At 69.4% G+C, this 18,677-nt stretch carries 15 protein-coding genes and 2 tRNA genes; 13 read left to right on the forward strand and 4 right to left on the reverse strand.

The window, feature by feature from the left end:
- Positions 1–125: 125 nt before the first annotated feature.
- Positions 126–374 carry a TIGR04438 family Trp-rich protein gene (locus ACQ859_RS12175; RefSeq protein ID WP_431266001.1) on the forward strand — a complete coding sequence of 83 codons (249 nt, stop codon included), beginning with the start codon at positions 126–128 and terminating at the stop codon, positions 372–374.
- Between the two features lie 100 nt (positions 375–474).
- Here ACQ859_RS12175 and ilvD read toward each other — a convergent pair whose 3' ends face one another.
- Entirely contained in the window at positions 475–2,208 is a 1,734-nt protein-coding gene (gene ilvD, locus ACQ859_RS12180) for a dihydroxy-acid dehydratase (protein ID WP_431266002.1), read from the reverse strand.
- Positions 2,209–2,311: 103 nt separating this feature from the next.
- Here ilvD and ACQ859_RS12185 point away from each other — a divergent pair, with 103 nt between their 5' ends.
- The 8 genes from ACQ859_RS12185 to ACQ859_RS12220 all read left to right on the forward strand — a co-directional run bounded on the left by ACQ859_RS12185 (position 2,312) and on the right by ACQ859_RS12220 (position 8,462).
- Positions 2,312–3,211 (forward strand): LysR family transcriptional regulator, encoded by a 900-nt coding sequence (locus ACQ859_RS12185; protein WP_431266003.1) that lies wholly within the window; start codon positions 2,312–2,314, stop codon positions 3,209–3,211.
- Positions 3,212–3,358: 147 nt separating this feature from the next.
- A complete protein-coding gene (locus ACQ859_RS12190; RefSeq protein ID WP_431266004.1) occupies positions 3,359–4,411 on the forward strand; it encodes a tetratricopeptide repeat protein in 1,053 nt (350 codons plus the stop codon).
- Between the two features lie 47 nt (positions 4,412–4,458).
- Entirely contained in the window at positions 4,459–5,295 is an 837-nt protein-coding gene (gene lgt, locus ACQ859_RS12195) for a prolipoprotein diacylglyceryl transferase (protein WP_431266005.1), read from the forward strand.
- 30 nt (positions 5,296–5,325) lie between these two features.
- Positions 5,326–6,042 (forward strand): DNA polymerase III subunit epsilon, encoded by a 717-nt coding sequence (dnaQ, locus tag ACQ859_RS12200; RefSeq protein ID WP_431266006.1) that lies wholly within the window; start codon positions 5,326–5,328, stop codon positions 6,040–6,042.
- 159 nt (positions 6,043–6,201) lie between these two features.
- Positions 6,202–6,276, forward strand: a tRNA-Val gene (locus ACQ859_RS12205).
- Between the two features lie 63 nt (positions 6,277–6,339).
- Positions 6,340–6,414, forward strand: a tRNA-Val gene (locus ACQ859_RS12210).
- Positions 6,415–6,478: 64 nt separating this feature from the next.
- Positions 6,479–7,327, forward strand: a complete 849-nt coding sequence (locus ACQ859_RS12215) for a DUF4743 domain-containing protein (RefSeq protein WP_431266007.1) — start codon at positions 6,479–6,481, stop codon at positions 7,325–7,327.
- Positions 7,328–7,355: 28 nt separating this feature from the next.
- Positions 7,356–8,462 (forward strand): NAD(P)/FAD-dependent oxidoreductase, encoded by a 1,107-nt coding sequence (locus ACQ859_RS12220; protein ID WP_431266008.1) that lies wholly within the window; start codon positions 7,356–7,358, stop codon positions 8,460–8,462.
- Between the two features lie 108 nt (positions 8,463–8,570).
- On the opposite strand, the gene ACQ859_RS12225 is transcribed toward ACQ859_RS12220, so the two are convergent.
- Both ACQ859_RS12225 and ACQ859_RS12230 read right to left on the reverse strand, forming a co-directional pair.
- A complete protein-coding gene (locus ACQ859_RS12225; RefSeq protein ID WP_431266009.1) occupies positions 8,571–9,533 on the reverse strand; it encodes a Bug family tripartite tricarboxylate transporter substrate binding protein in 963 nt (320 codons plus the stop codon).
- Positions 9,526–10,446 carry a LysR family transcriptional regulator gene (locus tag ACQ859_RS12230; RefSeq protein WP_431266010.1) on the reverse strand — a complete coding sequence of 307 codons (921 nt, stop codon included), beginning with the start codon at positions 10,444–10,446 and terminating at the stop codon, positions 9,526–9,528. The genes ACQ859_RS12225 and ACQ859_RS12230 overlap by 8 nt, the downstream gene beginning before the upstream one ends.
- A gap of 267 nt (positions 10,447–10,713) precedes the next feature.
- Between ACQ859_RS12230 and ACQ859_RS12235 the strand changes: the two genes are divergently transcribed.
- The 4 genes from ACQ859_RS12235 to ACQ859_RS12250 all read left to right on the forward strand — a co-directional run bounded on the left by ACQ859_RS12235 (position 10,714) and on the right by ACQ859_RS12250 (position 16,786).
- A complete protein-coding gene (locus ACQ859_RS12235) occupies positions 10,714–11,817 on the forward strand; it encodes a porin (RefSeq protein ID WP_431266011.1) in 1,104 nt (367 codons plus the stop codon).
- Positions 11,818–11,871: 54 nt separating this feature from the next.
- Entirely contained in the window at positions 11,872–13,179 is a 1,308-nt protein-coding gene (locus ACQ859_RS12240; RefSeq protein ID WP_431266012.1) for a PEP-CTERM sorting domain-containing protein, read from the forward strand.
- Between the two features lie 102 nt (positions 13,180–13,281).
- On the forward strand, positions 13,282–14,637 hold the full coding sequence (locus ACQ859_RS12245) for a hypothetical protein (RefSeq protein WP_431266525.1): 1,356 nt from the start codon (positions 13,282–13,284) through the stop codon (positions 14,635–14,637).
- Positions 14,638–14,872: 235 nt separating this feature from the next.
- Positions 14,873–16,786 carry an amidohydrolase gene (locus ACQ859_RS12250; RefSeq protein ID WP_431266526.1) on the forward strand — a complete coding sequence of 638 codons (1,914 nt, stop codon included), beginning with the start codon at positions 14,873–14,875 and terminating at the stop codon, positions 16,784–16,786.
- 22 nt (positions 16,787–16,808) lie between these two features.
- Here the strand turns inward: ACQ859_RS12250 and ACQ859_RS12255 are convergent, their stop codons facing one another.
- Positions 16,809–18,665: a glycoside hydrolase family 13 protein gene (locus ACQ859_RS12255; protein ID WP_431266013.1), complete on the reverse strand. Its 1,857-nt coding sequence runs from the start codon at positions 18,663–18,665 to the stop codon at positions 16,809–16,811.
- Positions 18,666–18,677 lie beyond the last annotated feature (12 nt).

Below are 18,677 nucleotides of genomic sequence, written 5' to 3' on the forward strand. Positions count from 1 at the left end.
ACAATCGCCGCCGTGACATCAAGGGTCGCGACGCGGGTCGACGAGTGGCTGGGGAAATCTCCGGGCTCGCGCGATTGTAGTGGTGGGGGATGCGGCGCCCGGGGGCGCGCACGAGGAGAACGACGATGTGGTTGATGGTGATCGGTGTCTTGTTGATTCTTCTCAAGCTGGGCGATGTCGGCCCGTTTGAAACGCTGAGCTGGTGGTGGGTGCTGTCGCCCTTCCCGGTGGCCGTCGTCTGGTGGGAAATCGCCGACAAGACGGGCTACACCAAGAAGCGGGAGATGGACAAGATGGACGCGAAGAAGGAAGTCCGCCGTCAGCGGCAGCTCGACGCCATCGGCATGGGCGACAAGACGCGCAAGAAGCGCTGATCCCTCGACGTGCCATGCAAAGCGGGGCCTCGAGGGCCCCGCTGTTGCATCTGCCGTCCGCTGCGATGAGGCGGCGCCGGGTAGGCCGGCGCCGGCGCACTCACTCGAACTTGTCGAGCACGGCGCCGGAGCTGGCGCTCGACGCGTTCTTCGCGAACTTCGCCAGCACGCCGCGCGTGTAGCGCGGCGCGGGCTGCTTCCAGGCGGCCTTGCGGCGCGCGATCTCGGCGTCGTCGACGTTGAGCTGCAGCAGCAGCTGGATCGCGTCGATGGTGATGGAGTCGCCCTCCTGCACCAGCGCGATGGTGCCGCCGGCATAGGCCTCCGGCGCGACGTGGCCGACCACCATCCCCCAGGTCCCGCCCGAGAAGCGGCCGTCGGTGATCAGGCCGACGCTTTCGCCCAGGCCCTGGCCGATCAGCGCGCCGGTGGGCGCCAGCATCTCGGGCATGCCCGGGCCGCCCTTGGGACCCAGGTAACGCAGCACCATCACGTCGCCGGCCTTGATCTGGTTGGCCATGATGGCGGCGAGCGCCGACTGCTCGTCGTCGAAGACGCGCGCCGGGCCGGTGATGACCGGGTTCTTGAGGCCGGTGATCTTGGCGACGCAGCCCTCGGGCGACAGGTTGCCCTTCAGGATGGCCAGGTGGCCCTGCGCGTAGATCGGATCGGCCACGGCGCGGATGACCTGCTGGTCGGGCGACAGGTCCGGCACGTCGGCCAGGTTCTCGGCCACGGTCTTGCCGGTGATCGTGATGCAGTCGCCGTGCAGCAGGCCGGCCTTCAGCAGCTGCTTCATGACGGCGGGGATGCCGCCGGCCTTGTGCAGGTCCACGGCCAGGAAACGGCCGCTCGGCTTGAGGTCGCACAGCACCGGGATCTTGGTGCGCATGCGCTCGAAATCGTCGATGGTCCAGTCCACCTCGGCCGCGTGCGCGATCGCCAGGAAGTGCAGCACCGCGTTGGTCGAACCGCCGGTGGCCATGATGACCGCGACGGCGTTCTCGATGGCCTGCTTGGTCACGATGTCGCGCGGCTTCAGGTCGGCCTTGACGGCGGCGACCAGGTAATCCGCAGCGCGCTTGGTGTTCTCGACGACCTCGTCCTCGACGTTGGACATGCTCGACGAGTAGGGCAGCGACATGCCCAGCGCCTCGAAGGCCGAGCTCATCGTGTTGGCGGTGTACATGCCGCCGCAGGAGCCGCTGCCGGGGATGGCGCGCTTCTCGATCTGGCAGAAGTCCTCTTCGCTCATCTTGCCGGCGCTGAACTGGCCGACCGCCTCGAAGACGCTGACGATGTTCAGGTCCTGGCCCTTGTAGTGGCCGGGCTTGATGGTGCCGCCGTAGATGTAGATCGCCGGCACGTTGGCGCGCAGCATGCCCATCATGCCGCCGGGCATGTTCTTGTCGCAGCCGCCGATGACCATCACGCCGTCCAGCCACTGGCCGCCGACGCAGGTCTCGACGCAGTCGGAGATCACCTCGCGCGAGACCAGCGAGTACTTCATGCCCTCGGTGCCCATGGCCATGCCGTCGGAGATCGTCGGCGTGCCGAAGAGCTGCGCGTTGGCGCCGGCGGCCTTCAGGCCGATGACGGCGGCGTCGGCCAGCTTCTGCAGGCCGGAGTTGCAGGGCGTGATCGTCGAGTGGCCGTTGGCCACGCCGATCATCGGCTTGCCGAAGTCGCCCTCCTCGTAGCCCATGCCGTAGTACATCGAGCGGTTGGGCGCGCGCGCGACGCCCTCGGTGATGTTCTTCGAACGGCGGTTGGGCGCGTCGTCATGAGGCGCGGCTGTCGCGCTGGCGGAGGCGTTGTTCTTCGGATCGGTCATGGTGTCGTCCTGGCGAGCGAGGCTTGGAGCGCGCCAGTATGCGACGCGCGTTCTTGCGGGTCCAATATATAGTTGACGGCGTTTTGATTCATGTGATGTATCGATGATCGAGCTCCGCCCCTTGCGCCAGTTCCTGATGCTGGCCGAGGAACTGCACTTCGGCCGCGCCGCCGAGCGGCTGCACATGACGCAGCCGCCGCTGAGCCTGGCCGTGCAGAAGCTGGAGGCGCAACTGGGTGTCCAGCTGCTGGAGCGCGGCCGGCGGACCGTCGCGCTGTCGGCGGCGGGTGTGGCCCTCGTCGAGGCGTCCACGCGGCTGATCGAGCAGGCGGACCAGCTGCCTGCCCGCGTCCGCGCGGCCGCCAGCGGCGAGGCGGGCCGGCTGAGCCTGGGCTTCGTCTCCACCGTCGGCTACGGCGACATGCCGCGCTGGCTGCGGCTGTTCCGCGAAGCGTTGCCGGACGTGCAGCTCGCGCTGCGGGAGGCGACGCTCGACGTCCAGCTGCGCGGTTTCGAGACGGGCGAGCTCGACGCCGGCTTCGCGATCCACGCGCCGGGCGCCGAGCCGGCCGGCTTCGAGTGCCTGACCGTGTCGACCGAGCCGCTGGTGCTCGCGCATGCCGAAGACTGGGCGCTGGCGCGCCGCGGCGGTCCGTCGCTGGAGGACGTGCTGCGCGAACCGCTGGTCGTGTTCCCGCGCGAGATCGCGCCGTCGCTCTTCGATGCCTTGCTCGGCTTCTACCGCGCGCACGGCGCCACGCCGCACATCGCCCAGGAGGCCATCCAGATGCAGACCATCGTCAACCTGGTGTCGGCCGGCATGGGCGTGGCCTGGGTGCCGCAGTCGGTCTGCGCGCTGCAGCGGCCCGGCGTGCGTTACCGGCCGTGGCCGTCGGCCCGCGTGCCGGCCTGCGACACCAGCCTGATCTGGCGCCGGGACGCGTCGCCGGTGGTGCACCGCTTCGTCGACCATGTCCGCGGGCAGGTGAAAGTCAAGGCGTGACCCCGCGCGGAGCGGCCTCGAAAGGGGCAGGTCCGGCCTGCGGCTTGCCGGCAGGAAAGACGAAGGTGAAGTTCCGTTTCCGGCATGCGGTGGGCATGCAGGGCCGGCGGACTTCTGCGACCATGCGCCGATGAAAGGACGTTTTCCGTGACCGCTCCCCGCAAGAACGACGATGACCGCCGCCGCGGCACCTGGCGACGCCTGATCGGTGCGATCTGCGTCGTGACCGGGTTCTCGATGGTCCTGAGCGTGGCCTTCGCGACGCCGGCCCAGGCGGCCGTGCTGAAGGACGCGGAGCTGCAGGCGCTGCTCGACGCCGGCCGCGCGGACGACCTGGAGAAACTCGCCGCGCAACGTGTGAAGGCCGATCCGGACGATCCGCAGGCGGCGGCCGCGCTGGCGCTGGCGCAGCTGGATCTGGCCGACGGCGCGGTGCTGAAGCAGAACACGCAGCGGCTGGAGCAATGCGTGCAGCACACGCCGAACGAGGGGGCCTGCCACTACGCGCTGGCGCTGGCGCTGGTGATGCAGGCGCGCGGCGGCAGCAAGCTCAAGGCGCTGGGCTCGTTGGGGCGGGTCAGCGACCTGGCGCAGCGGGCGATGACGCTGCTGCCCGATGCCCCGGAGCCGCGCAGCGCGCTGCAGCAGTACTACCTGGCGCTGCCCAGCTTCATCGGGGGCGGGGAGTCGAAGGCGCGGGCGCTCGAACAGGACGTGAAGGATCCGGCGCAGCTGGGCCTGATGCGCGCGCGGGTGGCGGCGTCGAAGAAGGACTGGCCGGCGATGGAGAAGGCGCTGCGCGCGGTGCGCACGCAACGGCCCGAACTGCTGCTGGAGCAACGCGTGCTGTGGAGTGACTACGGCCGCAACCTGTTCTTCGGCGAGCAGAAGGAGCGGGCGGTGCCGTGGTTCGAGGAGCTGCTCAAGAGCCAGCCCCAGCAGGCGATGGGCGCCTACGGCCTGGGCCGTGCCTACGACGCGCTGGGCCAGTACGACAAGGCGGTGGCCGCCTTCGAGCGCGCCCGCGGCATGACGGGCGCCGAGCAGCTGGGCCTGGACCGGCGCCTGGGCAGCGCGCTGGCGGGCAAGGGCGACAAGGCCGGCGCGCGCGTCGCGCTGCAACGCTGCGTGGACAACCGCCGCGGCAGCAACGGCGACATCGAGGACTGCCGCAAGCAGCTGGCCGCACTGGGGAACTGACGCTCAGCTTTATGATTCGCGCCTTCTCGACGCGGTAAAGCTCCTTCATGTTGGTCCATCCCCAGTTCGACCCTGTCGCCATCAACATCTTCGGATGGCCGATCCATTGGTACGGGCTGATGTACCTGACGGCCTTCGGGCTGTTCCTGTGGCTGGGCAACCGCATGGTCCGCAAGCCCTGGAACGCGGCGCGCGGCTGGACCCGGCGCGACATCGACGACCTGCTGTTCTACGGCGTGCTGGGCGTGGTGCTGGGCGGCCGGCTGGGCTATGTGTTCTTCTACAAGCCGGCCTACTACCTGAGCCATCCGGGCGAGATCCTGGCGGTGTGGCAGGGCGGCATGTCCTTCCACGGCGGGCTGCTGGGCGTGATCGTCGCGCTGGCCTTCTTCGCGTGGCGGCGGGGCTTCAACTTCCTCGAGGTCGGCGACATCGTCGCGCCGTGCGTGCCCACCGGCCTGGCCGCGGGACGCCTGGGCAATTTCATCAACGGCGAGCTGTGGGGCCGCGCGGCCGATCCCGGCCTGCCGTGGGCGATGGTGTTCCCGCAGGCCCATGATGCGGTGATCACGCCGCGCCATCCGTCGCAGCTGTACCAGTTCCTCGGCGAGGGCGTGCTGCTGTTCATCGTGCTGTGGCTGTTCGCGCGCAAGCCGCGGCCGATGGCGGCGGTGTCGGGGCTGTTCCTGGTCGGCTACGGCGTGGCGCGTTTCGTCGCCGAGTACTTCCGCGAACCTGACAGCTTCCTCACCCTCGACAAGCAGCCGCTGCACCTGAGCCAGGGCCAGTGGCTGAGCGCGCCGATGATCGTCATCGGCCTCCTGATGATGCTGTGGGCCTACCGGCGCGCGGCACGCCTGCAGGCATCGCCGGCGACCCGCTGAGCGGCGCGCGATCCACCTTCGAGACCCGACATGCGTCAGATCTTCTTCGATACCGAAACCACCGGCCTGAATCCTGAATCGGGCGACCGCGTCGTCGACATCGGCTGCGTGGAGATGGTCAACCGTCAGTTGACGGGCCGCCATCTGCACTTCTACCTGAACCCCGAGCGCGACATGCCGGAGGAGGCGTTCCGCGTCCACGGCCTGAGCATCGAGTTCCTGTCCGACAAGCCGAAGTTCGCGCAGATCGTCGACGAGTTCCTCGATTTCATCCGCGACGCGGAGCTGATCGCGCACAACGCGGCCTTCGACGTCGGTTTCATCAATGCCGAACTCAAGCGCTGCGGCAAGGCGCCGTTGCACGAATGCGTGGAGAGCGTGCGCGACACGCTGCTGATGGCGCGGGACATGTTCCCGGGCAAGGCGAACTCGCTGGACGCGCTGTGCCGCCGGCTGGAGGTCGACAACAGCAACCGCGGCCTGCACGGCGCGGTGAAGGACGCGGAGCTGCTGGCGGAAGTCTTCATCCGCCTGACGCGGGGTCAGGACTCGCTGGTCATCGACGACAGCGCGTCGTCGTCGGGCGAAGGCGGTCAGCTGGAGGTCGTGGCCATCGACTTCAGCGCATTCGACCTGCCGGTGATCGCGGCCACGGCCGAGGAACTGGCCCTGCACGACAAGGCGCTGGCCGATCTGGACAAGGCCAGTGGCGGCAAGCGCATCTGGCAGGTGCCGGCGGCGGCCTGAACGTCGGACTGAATCGAAGCCTGTGCGACGACGCGAGCGAAGAGAGTCAAACAGTTCTTGAATCGCGTCAAATTCTCATGGCATAATCTTCGACTTTCCCGGACATCCAAAACCGCAGTGCAAGCAGCGATGCCAGCGGTGGTTGAGGACGACAAGACCGGGCGGTTAGCTCAGCGGTAGAGCACTGCCTTCACACGGCAGGGGTCGCAGGTTCGAACCCTGCACCGCCCACCAAAGTCTCTTCATCGAAGTCACTTTGTTCTTGTTGAAATTCGGAGAAAACCCGGTCCAGATACCGGGCGGTTAGCTCAGCGGTAGAGCACTGCCTTCACACGGCAGGGGTCGCAGGTTCGAACCCTGCACCGCCCACCAGATCAACCCCGTCAACGCAAGTTGGCGGGGTTTTTTCTTGGTCCGTCGCGGAGAGAATCAGCCCATGCCGTCGCTGCTGCCGCCCTCGCTCGTCGCCGTCGTTCCACGCTGTCTGCAACTGGCGAGTCAGCCGGTGCCGGCCGGACTCATTCCGCTGCGATCGGGGGACGTCACGATCGGCCGCGTGCATCCGATGCGCCAGGTCTTGCTAGCCGAGCTCTGGCCCGAACTTGAGCGCCGAGATGGCGCGTTGTGCTGGGATGCGGAGGCGCTCGATGTCGAGGCCCGATCGCAGCGCATCGGCGAGGTTGCGCTCGCGCTGAAGGAGCGCGGCGCGATCACCGGTTGGCGCGGCGAGCGCTACGCCTGCGAGCGGCCTGTCGAGGATCCCTGCACCGAGCGTGGCGAGGTGCTGTTCCGCCTGGAGCGCGCCGCCTTCCGTTTCTTCGGGCTGATGAGCCGCGCGGTGCACATCAACGGCTTCCTGCCGGGGGCGCGGCTCGTGTGCGGCCGGCGCGCGCTGTCGAAGGCGACCGACCCGGGCAAGCTCGACAACCTCGCCGCCGGCGGTCTGACCGCCGATGAAGACCTGATCGACTGCGCGCGTCGTGAGCTGCTCGAAGAGGCAGGCGTGCCGATGGCCCTCAGCGCCGCGGTGCAGGCGCGCGGCGCGCTGCGCAGCACGCGCATGGAAGTCGAGGGCCTGCACGACGAAGTGCTGCACATCTTCAGCCTTCAACTGCCCGCCGGCTTCTCGCCGCGCAATGGCGACGGCGAGGTCTGCGAATTCCTGACGCTGGATCTGGAGACCCTCGCGCATCGGCTCGCCGGCGGCGAGTTCAGCCACGACGCCGCCGCAGTGAGCGCCTTCGGTCTCCAGCATTCGCACGCACTCGCCGACCTGCGCGCCTGAGCGCGGCGGCCTCGGCACAATCGCCGGCATGGATCAAGTCGATGCAGTGGTGATCGGGGCCGGCGTCGTCGGCCTCGCGGTCGGCCGGGCGCTGGCGATGCGCGGGCTGGAAACGCTGGTGCTCGAGCGCGAGCTCGCCATCGGTACCGGCGTGAGCTCGCGCAACAGCGAAGTCATCCACGCCGGGCTCTACTACCCGGCGGGATCGTTGAAGGCGCGGCTGTGCGTGCGCGGCAAGCGGCTGCTCTACGCGCACTGCGAATCGCATGGCGTGCCGCATCGCCGCTGCGGCAAGCTCGTCGTCGCGACGGCTGCGGACCAGTTGCCCGGTCTGCATGCGTTGCAGGCGAAGGCGGCCGCCAACGCCGTCGATGATCTGCTCTGGCTCACGCGCGAGGAAGCCCTCGCGCTGGAACCCCAACTGCAGTGCGAGGCCGCGCTGCTCTCGCCGTCGACCGGCATCGTCGACAGCCATGGCCTGATGCTGTCGCTCCAGGGCGATCTGGAGCGCCACGGCGGCGCGGTCGCCTTCGGCGCAGCGGTGACCGCAGTGCGTCGAGACGGCGCCGGGCACGTGGTCCACACCGACGACATGACACTCGGTGCCCGCCTCGTCGTCAACGCGACCGGGCTGCATGCGCCAATGGTCGCCGCCGCGATCGAGGACCTGCCGACCCCGCCCGCCGCACGCTTCAGCAAGGGCTGCTACTTCGCGCTGCAGGGGCGGGCGCCGTTCTCGCGGCTGGTGTATCCGATGCCGCAGGACGCGTGGCTGGGTGTGCATCTGACGCTGGACCTCGGCGGCCAAGCGCGTTTCGGGCCGGATGCGCAGTGGCTCGATGTCACGAGCCCCGAAGACATCGACTACGCCGTCGATCCCACGCGCGCCGACGTCTTCTACGACGACGTGCGCCGTTACTGGCCTGCGCTGCCGGACGGCGCGCTGCAGCCCGCGTACAGCGGTGTGCGTCCGAAGATCCACGCACCGAACGAGCCCGCGTCCGACTTCCGCATCGACGGTCCTGCTGAGCACGGGGTGCAAGGTCTCGTGAACCTGATGGGCATCGAGTCGCCCGGTCTCACGAGTGCGCTGGCGATCGCCGAGGAAGTCGTCGCACGCAGCGGTCTCCAGTGAGTCTGCGATCGTGCAGGGACGGCAGGGCGTGAGGTTTGGACGCTTGCCGGCCGGGCCTCATGCTCTGGCGGCCAAGCGCTGAGTCAGGGAAGGTGGAATGGCCCTGGCTTAGTCCGCCGGCACGCGCAGCGCGCGGTCTCGTTCCTTCGCAATGCGCGCGGCGAAGTCCGCCGCTGATCCACCGGTCGGCAGGTTGCTGACGTCGAGGATCTTCGAGCGGATCTCGGGCAGCCGCAGCGCTTCGTTGATCACCACGTTGATCAGACGCAGGCGGTCTTCGGGCACGCCGCGCGGCGCGAAGAGGCCGAAGGTCGAGACCAGGTTCGCGTCGGGGAACCCGAGTTCGGCCAGGGTCGGCACGTCGGGCAGCACCGGCAGCCGCACCGGCGAGCCGATCGCCAGCGCCTTGAGCTTGCCCTGCCGCACGAACTGGAGCTGCTGTGACGCGACATTCGAGGACAGCAGCTCGAACTGCCCGCCGATCGCATCGGTGAGCTGCTGTCCGCCGCCCTTGTAGGGCACGTGGATGATGTCGACGCGGGCCGCGGCGCGCACCTGCGCCAGCACCATGTGCCCGACCGTTGCGTGCCCCGAGGTCGCCCAGCGCAGCCGGCCCGGCGCGCGACGCGCGGCGGCGATCATCGCGGCGAAGTCCTTCGGCTTGAACGTCGGGTGCGCGAGCACGAGCACCGGCGTGTCCATGATGCTGACGACCGGCGCCACGTCGGGCGTCGGCACGGTACTCGAGGCCGGCACGAACACCAGCGGCGAGATCGCGCAGTACGCCAGCGTGTGGCCGTCGGGCGCGGCGCGGGCGAGTGACTCCAGGGCGGTCAAACCGCCGGCACCGGCGCGGTTCTCGACGATCACCGGCACCTTCAGCCGCATGCTCATCTGCTGCGCGAGCGCTCGCGCGGTCTCGTCGCTGACGCCGCCGGGCGGGTAGGCGACGATGAGATGGACGGGCCGCGTCGGCCACGAGTCGGCCGCGGCGCCCGTCGTCTGGGCCTGCGCCGCGCGGACCAGGCCCGCGCCGACGACGCCGGCTTTCAGCAGGTCGCGCCTACGCATCGCGGTGCTCCATCGCGATGCGCCGGGCCAGCGCCAGGAAGGTCGCCGTCGGCCCCTCCTGGTCGTGCGAGCGATACGCGATCGTCAGCGGCGCCTCCAGCCGCGCATGTTTCTCCATGGGCCGGAACACGATCGAATGCGCATGCACCCCGCGCATCGACGCCGGCACGACCGTGATGCCGGCGCCGGCCGCCACCAGGTTCAGGTTCATCATCATCCGGTCGACCTCGACGAAGCTGCGCGGCTTGACGCCGTCGCGCTCGCACAGCGCCAGCAGGTTGGCGTAGAGGCCCGGCGCGCCGGGGCGGCGCACCAGGATCAGGTCCTCGTCCTCGAGCTCCGCCAGCGGCACCGGCGTCGACCCGGCGCGCGGTGCCGTCGCGAGCCGGTGGTCCAGCGGCAGCGCCAGCAGCGCGGGTTCAGTCAGCAGCGTCTCGAAGCTGACGCCCTCCGGCTGCGCGACCGGCACGCGCAGGAAGGCGCAGTGCAGCCGCGACTTCACGATCGCCTCGATCAGCCCCGCAGCGTGGTTCTCGGTCATCGTCAGCGCGATGCCCGGATGCTCGCCGCGGCAGGCGCGCAACACCGCCGGCGTGAACGCGTGTGCTGCCGCCGAGCTCGTGAAGCCGATCGCGAGCAGCCCGTGCTGGCCGCCGGCCAGCCGGTCCATGCGGTCGCGCATGTCGTTGTAATCGCGCAGCAGCCGACGCGCCTCGTCCAGGAACTGGCGGCCGCCGTCGGTCAGGCTCACGCCCTTCGGGTGGCGGTGCAGCAGGGCGATGCCCAGCTCCTGCTCCAGCGTCTTGATCTGCTGGCTCAACGGCGGCTGCTGCATCCCGAGCAGCGCCGCGGCGCGCGTCATGTGGCCGGTCTCCGCGACCGTCACGAAATAGCGCAGATGTCGGAGGTCCATGTCTGCGTTGTCTCCTGGTCCTCGGGCTCGCCGTCGCTCTCCCTGCGGAAGCTACGTACGTCCCATATTCAAAACGTCTCGGACTCTGCGGATCAGTGTATTTGACGCTATGGAGGGCGGTCACTAAGGTCCGGCCCGGATACCGAAGAAACGAGCCGAGAAGGCAATCCAAGAACCGTCCGAGAACGGTCCCACTGCGGTCGGGTGAGCAGTACGACGAGCGGTCCCGAACGAGGACACGACGACAACCAGACGGAGACAACGTTGATGAACACGAAACGACATTCGAGGAACGCGGGGAATGCGCGCAAGGCTTTCGTCTTGGCCGCCGCCGCGGTGGGAGCAGCCGGTGCCGTGCAGGCGCAGAGCGGCAGCAGCGTGCAGGTGTTCGGCCTGCTGGACATCGGCGTGCAGGCGCTGAAGGCCAGCGGCAGCGACACGCGCTCCTTCGTGAACAGCGACGGCAACACGTCGAGCCGCTTCGGCGTGCGCGGCACGGAGGACCTGGGCGGCGGGCTGAAGGTCGGCTTCTGGCTGGAGTCGGCGGTGGCCGTCGACGACGGCACCAGCGGCGCGACCAGCACCAACAACAAGGACTCGGTCAGCGGCGGCCTGACCTGGGGCCGGCGCGCGACGGTGCAGATCTCGTCGGCCGACTGGGGCGAGCTGCGGCTGGGCCGCGACTACGTGCCGTCCTTCGGCAACCTGACCACGTCGATGCACCCGTTCGGGACGAACGGCGTGGGCAGCTCCGGGATCATGTACTACCCGGTGCCGGCCAACGGCACGACGGCGCGTACCAACGTGCGGGCGTCCAACTCGATCGGCTACTTCACGCCGTCCGGCCTCAACGGCTTCTACGGCCACGCCATGCTGGCGCTGGGCGAGCAGGGCGCGGGCCCGACGCACAAGGACGGCCAGTTGACCGGCGTGCGCATCGGCTGGCGCAACGAGACCTTCAACGGCTCGGCGGCGATCTCCAAGACGCGCTACGCCACCGGCGACTACACGCAGAGCAACGTGGGCATGGCCTACACCTGGGGGCCGGCCAAGCTGATGGCGCTGTGGGGGCGCAACGAGGTCGGCATCACCAGCACCACCGCGACGATGCTGGGCACGCAGTGGCAGATCTCGCCGCAGGGCGAGATCCGCTTCGCCTACACCTGGCTGAAGGCGAAGAATGTGGCCAGCGACGCGACGCACATCGCGATCGGCTACGTGCACGACCTGTCCAAGCGGACGGCGCTGTACACCAACCTCGCCAAGGTCGACAACAAGGCCCGCGGCGTGCGCTTCAACGTCGGTCTCGCGACGACGCAGCCCGGCGGCGACAGCGGCGGCTTCGAGGCCGGCGTCCGCCACAACTTCTGAGCCTCACCTCCGCCTGACCTCGGCTTCAACCAGCAGCAACGAAGAAGCACGACCATGTCGACCACCATGTTCTCCGGCACTTCACGACGGACCTCGCGCCTGGCCGGCGCGGTCCTGCTTTCCTTCGCGGCGCTGGGCGCCGCGGTGCCGCTCGCCGCGCGGGCGGAGGCGACGAAGATCCTCTTCGTCGGCAACAGCTACACCTTCGGACGCGTCGATCCGGTGATGAGCTACAACGCCGCCAACGTCCACGACCTGACGGCGGCGATGTACGCCAGCAACCCGAGCGGCGCCAACAGCTTCGAGCCCCATCCGTGGGGCGGCGTCGCCGGCATCTTCAAGCAGTTCACCGTGCAGGTCGGGCTGGACTACGACGTCTCGATCTCGGCGCGCAACGCGGCGTCGCTGCGCGGGCAGTTCCTCAACACCAACAACGCCGGGTGGGACCTGCGCGGCAACATCGGCTCGCAGCCCTGGGACAAGGTGGTGCTGCAGGAGCAGAGCGACGAGCCGCTCACCAAGCAGCCGGGCCTGGCGTCCAACCCGGCCTACTTCAACACCTACAGCAACCTGATCGAGAACTGGATCCATCAGGGCAACGCGCTGAGTTACCGCGAGCGCGACCTGATCGGCGGCACGAACGCGAAGTGCGCGGAGATCACCGGCGCGTCGACGGGGACCTGCTCGCTGCTGCGCAACGTGCCGGCGAACGTCAATGCCAACGCGAACGCCGACGTCTACCTGTACCAGACCTGGGCGCGGCCCAACCTGGTCAACGCGCCCAGCACGACGGTCACCGACGAGAACACCGGCGCGGTGACGCCGACGGGGCAGCCGGCGCCGTCCTTCTATCCGACGCTGCAGGCGATGACCGACGACCTGAAGCAGGCCTATGCCAACGCCGCGTTGATGGCGGGCGCGGACGGCTCGGGCGGCATCGCCGGCATCGCGCCGGTGGGCGAGACCTTCATGCGCGCGATCGCCGCGGGCGTCGCGACGCCCGACATGTATGCGTCGACGGCGGCCACGGACGGACTGCTCGACCTGTGGTTCGACGACGGCACCCATGCGAGCAAGTACGGGTCCTACTTGAGCGCGCTGACGCTGTTCGGCACGATCACCGGGCTGGATCCGGCGATGCTGGGCCTGAACGAGACCGCCGCGCGCGACCTCGGCATCAGCGCGGCCCAGGCCCTGCTGCTGCAGCGCGTGGCGAGCGACCAGCTCGGTTTCGCCGCGGCGGTGCCGGAGCCGGCCTCGTTCGCCCTGGCCGGCCTGGGCCTGGGTCTGTTGTGGATGATGCGCCGCGGTCGCCAGGAGCGACTGCCGGCAGGGGGCGCGATGCCCGTGGTGCCCGTCTGACCGCCACCGCGGTCCGGGCGTGATTCCTTTAGGGAGATGAGGATGCTGATGACACAAGGGGCCGGTGGCGGCGCGTGGACACCGACCGCACGGACGGCGACGATGGCGGCCGCAGCCGCGTTGGCGCTGGGCGTTCTTGGCCTGACGGGCTGCGCGCCCGTCGCCGTGGCGAAGAAGCCGGCGGGTCCGGGCTTCGACATGGCGCGGGAAGCCGCGCCGACCCCGACGGCCTGTCCGTCGGGCGTCGGTGAGGGCGCGAACTGCCTGTCCGGCACGGACAGCGCCGGCGCGATCTACATGATCGTGATGCCCAGGCAATGGAACGGCGACCTGGTCGTGCACGCGCACGGCGGACCGTTCCTCGGCGCGCCCACGATGAAGCGGGTGACCGAGGACGTCGAGCGCTGGACCATCATGCCGCGCCTGGGCTACGCCTTCGCGTCGTCGAGCTACCGCCAGGGCGGGGTCGCGGTGAGCGCCGCGGCCGAGGACAACGAGCGCCTGCGGCGCCTGTTCATCGACAAGGTCGCCAAGCCCAGGCACGTCTACCTGCACGGCCAGTCCTGGGGCGCCAGCGTGGCCGCGAAGGGCGCGGAGCTGTTCGCCGACGGCAAGCCCTATGACGCGGTGCTGCTGACCTCGGGCGTGCTGGGCGGCGGGACGCGGAGCTACGACTTCCGGCTGGACCTGCGCGTCGTCTACCAGTACCTCTGCCACAACCATCCGCTGCCGAGCGAGCCGCAGTACCCGCTCAACATCGGGCTGCCGGCGGACTCGCCGCTGAAGCAGGCGGACCTCGCCAAGCGTGTCGACGACTGCCTGGGCCTGAACAAGCCGGCGGCGGAGCGTTCGGCGGCGCAGACGGCGAAGATCAAGACGATCGTCGACGTGATCCACATCCCGGAGCGCAGCATCCAGTCGCATCTGAACTGGGCGACGTGGCACTTCCAGGACATCGCGCAGAAGCGCACCGGCGGCGCCAGTCCCTTCGGCAACGTCGGCGCGGTGTATGCGGGTTCCAGCGACGACGCGGCGCTGAACGCCGGCGTGCTGCGCTACAAGGCCGACGCGAAGGCCGTGGCGACCTTGTCCGCCGACGCCGACCTGGGCGGCAGGATCCCGGTGCCGGTGCTGACGGTGCACGCGATCCACGACCCGACGGCGATGGTCGAGCTGCAGGAGAGCTTCGGTCGCACGATGGCCGCGGCCGGTCGCGGTGATGCGCTGGTGCAGACCTTCACCGGCGACAAGGACCACAGCTACCTCAGCGACCCGACCTACGCGGCGCTGATGGAGGCGCTGACGAGCTGGGCCACGCAAGGGAAGAAGCCGACGCCGGAGTCCGTCGCCGCCGGCTGCGAGAAGGCGAAAGAGACGCTGGGGCAGACCTGCCGCTTCGAGCCGAAGTACCAGGTGAAGGCGGTCGAGACCCGGGTGCCGAAGCGCGACCGGCCTTGAAGCGGCGTTGAAGCGCCCTTGAACCGTCGCTCACGCGGCGTCGAAGACACCGGCCTCGCGTCGGTGTCCCCATTTTGGGAGAAGCGAAGCGCCTCGATCAGGCGAAGAATCGGCCGGTTCGAATCGACAGGAGCCCGCCATGTTCACCGACCTGATCCGCACCGGACGCGAAGACGCGCCGCAGGGCAACCGCCGTGACTTCATGGAGGCGGCCGCCGCGCTCGGGATCAGCGTGATGGCGGGGCCGGTGCTCGCGCAGACGGGGCAGGGCGGCGCGCCCGATCTCATCCTGCGCAACGGGCGCATCACGACGATGGATCCCGCCCGGCCCGAGGCGACCGCGATCGCGCTGCGAGACGGCGTCGTGATGGCCGTCGGCACGGACGCGGAGATCGCGAAGCTCGCCGGCGCGAAGACCCGCGTCGTCGACCTCGAGAAGCGCCGCGTGATCCCGGGGCTGACCGACTCCCACATGCACATCATCCGCGGCGGGCTCAACTTCAACATGGAGCTGCGCTGGGACGGCGTGCGCTCGCTGGGCGCGGCGCTGCAGATGCTCAAGGACCAGGCCGCGCGCACACCCGCGCCGCAGTGGGTGCGGGTGGTCGGCGGCTGGAACGAATTCCAGTTCGACGAGAAGCGCATGCCGACGATCGCGGAGCTCAACGCCGCCGCGCCGGACACGCCGGTGTTCGTGCTCAACCTCTACAACCAGGCTTTCCTGAACCGTGCGGCGCTGCGCGCCGTCGGCTACACGAAGGACACGCCGCAGCCCGTCGGCGCCATCATCGAGCGCGACGCGCGCGGTGAACCCACCGGCCTGCTGCTGGCCGAGCCCAACGCCTTCATCCTCTACAACACGCTGAACCTCGGTCCCAAGCTCGATCCCGAGCAGCAACTCAACTCGACGCTGCACTTCATGCGCGAGGAGAACCGGCTCGGCGTGACCTCGGTCGGCGACGCGGGCGGCGGCTTCCAGAACTACCCCGACGACTACGCGATCATCGACAAGCTCGCCAAGGAGAACCGGCTCACGGTGCGCATCGCCTACAACCTGTTCCCGCAGAAGGCGAAGCAGGAGCTGGCGGACTTCCAGCGCTGGGCGAAGATGGGCCGGCCCGGCGACGGCAGCGACTTCTACAAGCTCAACGGCGCCGGCGAGATGCTGGCCTTCAGCGCGGCGGACTTCGAGGACTTCCTCCAGCCGCGCCCGGAGATGCCCGCGGCGATGGAGAACGACCTCGAAGGCGTGGTGCGTTTCCTCGCCGGCAACGGCTGGCCGTGGCGCATGCACGCGACCTACAACGAGACGGTCTCGCGCAGCTTGGACGTGTTCGAGAAGGTCCATCGCGACCACCCCATCGACAAGCTCGGCTGGTTCTTCGACCACTGCGAGACGGTGACCCCGCAGAACCTCGAGCGCATCAAGCGGCTGGGCGGCGGCATCGCGGTGCAGAACCGGATGTCGATGCAGGGCGAGTACTTCATCCGCCGCTACGGGCTGAAGGCGACGGCCGAGACGCCGCCGGTCAAGCGCATGCTGGAGATGGGCATCCCCGTCTCGCTGGGCACCGACGCGACGCGGGTGAACAGCTACAACCCGTGGCAGGCGCTGTATTGGCTGGTGTCGGGACGCACGATCGGCGGCACGCTGCTGTATCCGGAGGAGCGGCGGCTGGACCGCATCGCCGCGCTGCGGCTGATGACGGCCGACGGCGCCTGGTTCTCGCGCGAGACCGGGAAGAAGGGCGTGCTGAAGCCGGGCGCGTTCGGCGACCTGGCGGTGCTGGACCGCGATTTCCTGACCGTGCCGGAGGACCAGATCCAGGACATCACATCCGTGCTGACGGTGGTGGCGGGCAAGCCGGTGCACGGCAGCGGCGCGTATGCGTCGCTCGCGCCGGCGCTGCCGCCGGCGATGCCGGACTGGTCGCCGGTGAAGACCTACGGCGGCTACCAGGCGCGGAAGTCGTCGGTGGCCTCATCGCTGAGCGATGCCGAGCGCCGCTACCAGTACGCCGCGCAGTGCGCCTGCGCCAGCGGCTGCGGCGTGCACGGCCACGATCACACGGCGGTCGCGAGCGCGGCGCGCGATGCGACGTCGGCGCAGGCGTTCTGGGGCGCGATGGGGTGCAGCTGCTACGTGTGAACGCATCCCGCCGACGGGGCGGTCACTCGATCGACAGCAGCGTCACCGATCGCGCCGGCAGCGTCAGCGTCCTGCCCAGCGTCCTGCGCTCGCCGGTCAGGATGTCCACCGCCGTGTCGCCCTCGCGGACCATCTCGGGGAAGCGGGACAGGTCCAGCTCTCGCGGTGTCTTAAACTTGCTCATCACCAGCATCAGCCGCTTGCCGGCCAAGCCCTTCGCGGCGTCGTAGCGGAACAGCACGTAGCTCTCCTCGAGCGGCGCGTACTGCATCAGCGCGCCGTCGTGCACGAGCGTCTCCGCCTTGCGCCAGTTCAGCAGCCGTTTCAGCCAGGCCTGCGCGCCGGCCTGGCGCTCGCCCAGTCCGGCGCCGGTGAACGCGTTCACCGCGTCGCCGGCCCAGCCGCCGGGGAAGTCGGCCCGCACCGCGCCGTCGTCGCGATGGCGCGGGCTGGTCATCAGGATCTCCGAGCCGTAGAAGAACTGCGGGATCCGGCGCACGAAGGACAGGTAGGCCCAGGCCATCTTCGTCAGCTCGAGGTCGTCGTGCAGCACGCTGTAGACGCGCGGCGTGTCGTGGTTGCCCTCGAACAGCACCAGGTTGGCCGGGTCCGGATAGACGAAGTCGTGCGCCAGGGCCTCATAGAGCCTGGAGAAGCCGCCGTCGTGCGCGTCCTGCTGGTTCAGGCCGGCCAGCAGGGCCTCCTGCAGCGGGAAGTCCATCAGGCTCGGCAGCGACGACACGTAGCCGTCGTGGTTGTGCTTGCCCGCCTGCCAGTACGACACCACCGCCGGATGCGAGCTCCATTCCTCGCCGACGATGTTCAGCTGGGGGTACTCGTCCTTCAGGCGCCGGGACCACGCGGCCAGGAAGTCCTTGTCGGAATAGCTGTAGGTGTCGGTGCGCACGCCCGCCAGACCGGCGGTCTCGATCCACCACAGGCTCATCTGCGTCAGGTAGGTCGCCATCAGCGGCTGGCGCTGGTTGAGGTCGGGCATGCCCGGGCTGAACCAGCCGTCGCTGAAGCGCTTGCGGTCGCTGGGCGCGGCGTACGGATCCTGCAGCGACATGCGCGCGTGATGCGTCTCGGTGTACTGGGGCCAGGTGTTGACCCAGTCCGCCGTCGGCAGGTCGGCCATCCACCAGTGGTGCACGCCGATGTGGTTCAGCACGATGTCCTGGATCAGGCCGATGCCGTGGCGCCTGGCTTCTTCACCGAGCCGCACGTAGTCGGCGTTGCTGCCGAAGCGAGGATCGACCTGGTAGAAGTCCGTCGCGCCGTAGCCGTGGTAGCTCCACTTCGGGCTGTCGTTGACCGACAGCGGCGTCGGCCACAGCATCGTGAAGCCCATCGCGGCGATGTAGTCGAGGTGGGCGGTGAGTCCGGCGAGGTCGCCGCCGTGGCGGCCGCCCGGATCATCGCGGCGCAGGCCCTCGGCCAGGCCGGGCACCTCGTCGTTGCGCGGGTCGCCGTTGGCGAAGCGGTCCGGCACCACCAGGTAGATCGCGTCCTTCGGTCCGAAGCTCGCGCGCTGCGCCGAGCCCGCCGCGCGCTCGCGCAGGAGGTAGCGATGCTCGACGACGACCTGCCCGTCGCGCTTCAGGCGCAGCGTCAGGGGGCCGGGGCGGGCGGCGGCGTCGATGCGCAGATCGACGAACAGGTAGTTGGGGCTGTCGCCGCGGTGCGTGCCGACCAGTGTCACGCCCGGCGCCGGCACGAGTTCCGCCTGCAGCGCGCCGATGCCGGTGCCGTGCAGCATCACCTGCAGATCGGGCGACTTCATGCCGACCCACCAGTCCGGCGGCTCGACGTGGGCGAGCGTCACCGGGGCGGACGAGGAGACGGGCGTGGCCGTCGCGGCGGCGGGAGTTTGCGTCATGACGAGAAGACT

This window comes from Roseateles chitinivorans (assembly GCF_050632235.1).
GTDB lineage: Bacteria > Pseudomonadota > Gammaproteobacteria > Burkholderiales > Burkholderiaceae_C > Roseateles > Roseateles chitinivorans_A.

Excerpts from the sequence above, each read along its gene's own strand:
- ACQ859_RS12225 (WP_431266009.1), bottom strand. The coding sequence starts at position 9,533 with ATGCGTAGGCGCGACCTGCTGAAAGCCGGCGTCGTCGGCGCGGGCCTG.
- ACQ859_RS12220 (WP_431266008.1), top strand. The coding sequence starts at position 7,356 with ATGGATCAAGTCGATGCAGTGGTGATCGGGGCCGGCGTCGTCGGCCTC.
- ACQ859_RS12250 (WP_431266526.1), top strand. The coding sequence starts at position 14,873 with ATGGCGGGGCCGGTGCTCGCGCAGACGGGGCAGGGCGGCGCGCCCGAT.
- ACQ859_RS12230 (WP_431266010.1), bottom strand. The coding sequence starts at position 10,446 with ATGGACCTCCGACATCTGCGCTATTTCGTGACGGTCGCGGAGACCGGC.
- lgt (WP_431266005.1), top strand. The coding sequence starts at position 4,459 with ATGTTGGTCCATCCCCAGTTCGACCCTGTCGCCATCAACATCTTCGGA.
- ACQ859_RS12245 (WP_431266525.1), top strand. The coding sequence starts at position 13,282 with ATGGCGGCCGCAGCCGCGTTGGCGCTGGGCGTTCTTGGCCTGACGGGC.
- dnaQ (WP_431266006.1), top strand. The coding sequence starts at position 5,326 with ATGCGTCAGATCTTCTTCGATACCGAAACCACCGGCCTGAATCCTGAA.
- ACQ859_RS12175 (WP_431266001.1), top strand. The coding sequence starts at position 126 with ATGTGGTTGATGGTGATCGGTGTCTTGTTGATTCTTCTCAAGCTGGGC.
- ACQ859_RS12185 (WP_431266003.1), top strand. The coding sequence starts at position 2,312 with ATGATCGAGCTCCGCCCCTTGCGCCAGTTCCTGATGCTGGCCGAGGAA.
- ACQ859_RS12240 (WP_431266012.1), top strand. The coding sequence starts at position 11,872 with ATGTCGACCACCATGTTCTCCGGCACTTCACGACGGACCTCGCGCCTG.
- ACQ859_RS12255 (WP_431266013.1), bottom strand. The coding sequence starts at position 18,665 with ATGACGCAAACTCCCGCCGCCGCGACGGCCACGCCCGTCTCCTCGTCC.
- ACQ859_RS12235 (WP_431266011.1), top strand. The coding sequence starts at position 10,714 with ATGAACACGAAACGACATTCGAGGAACGCGGGGAATGCGCGCAAGGCT.
- ilvD (WP_431266002.1), bottom strand. The coding sequence starts at position 2,208 with ATGACCGATCCGAAGAACAACGCCTCCGCCAGCGCGACAGCCGCGCCT.
- ACQ859_RS12215 (WP_431266007.1), top strand. The coding sequence starts at position 6,479 with ATGCCGTCGCTGCTGCCGCCCTCGCTCGTCGCCGTCGTTCCACGCTGT.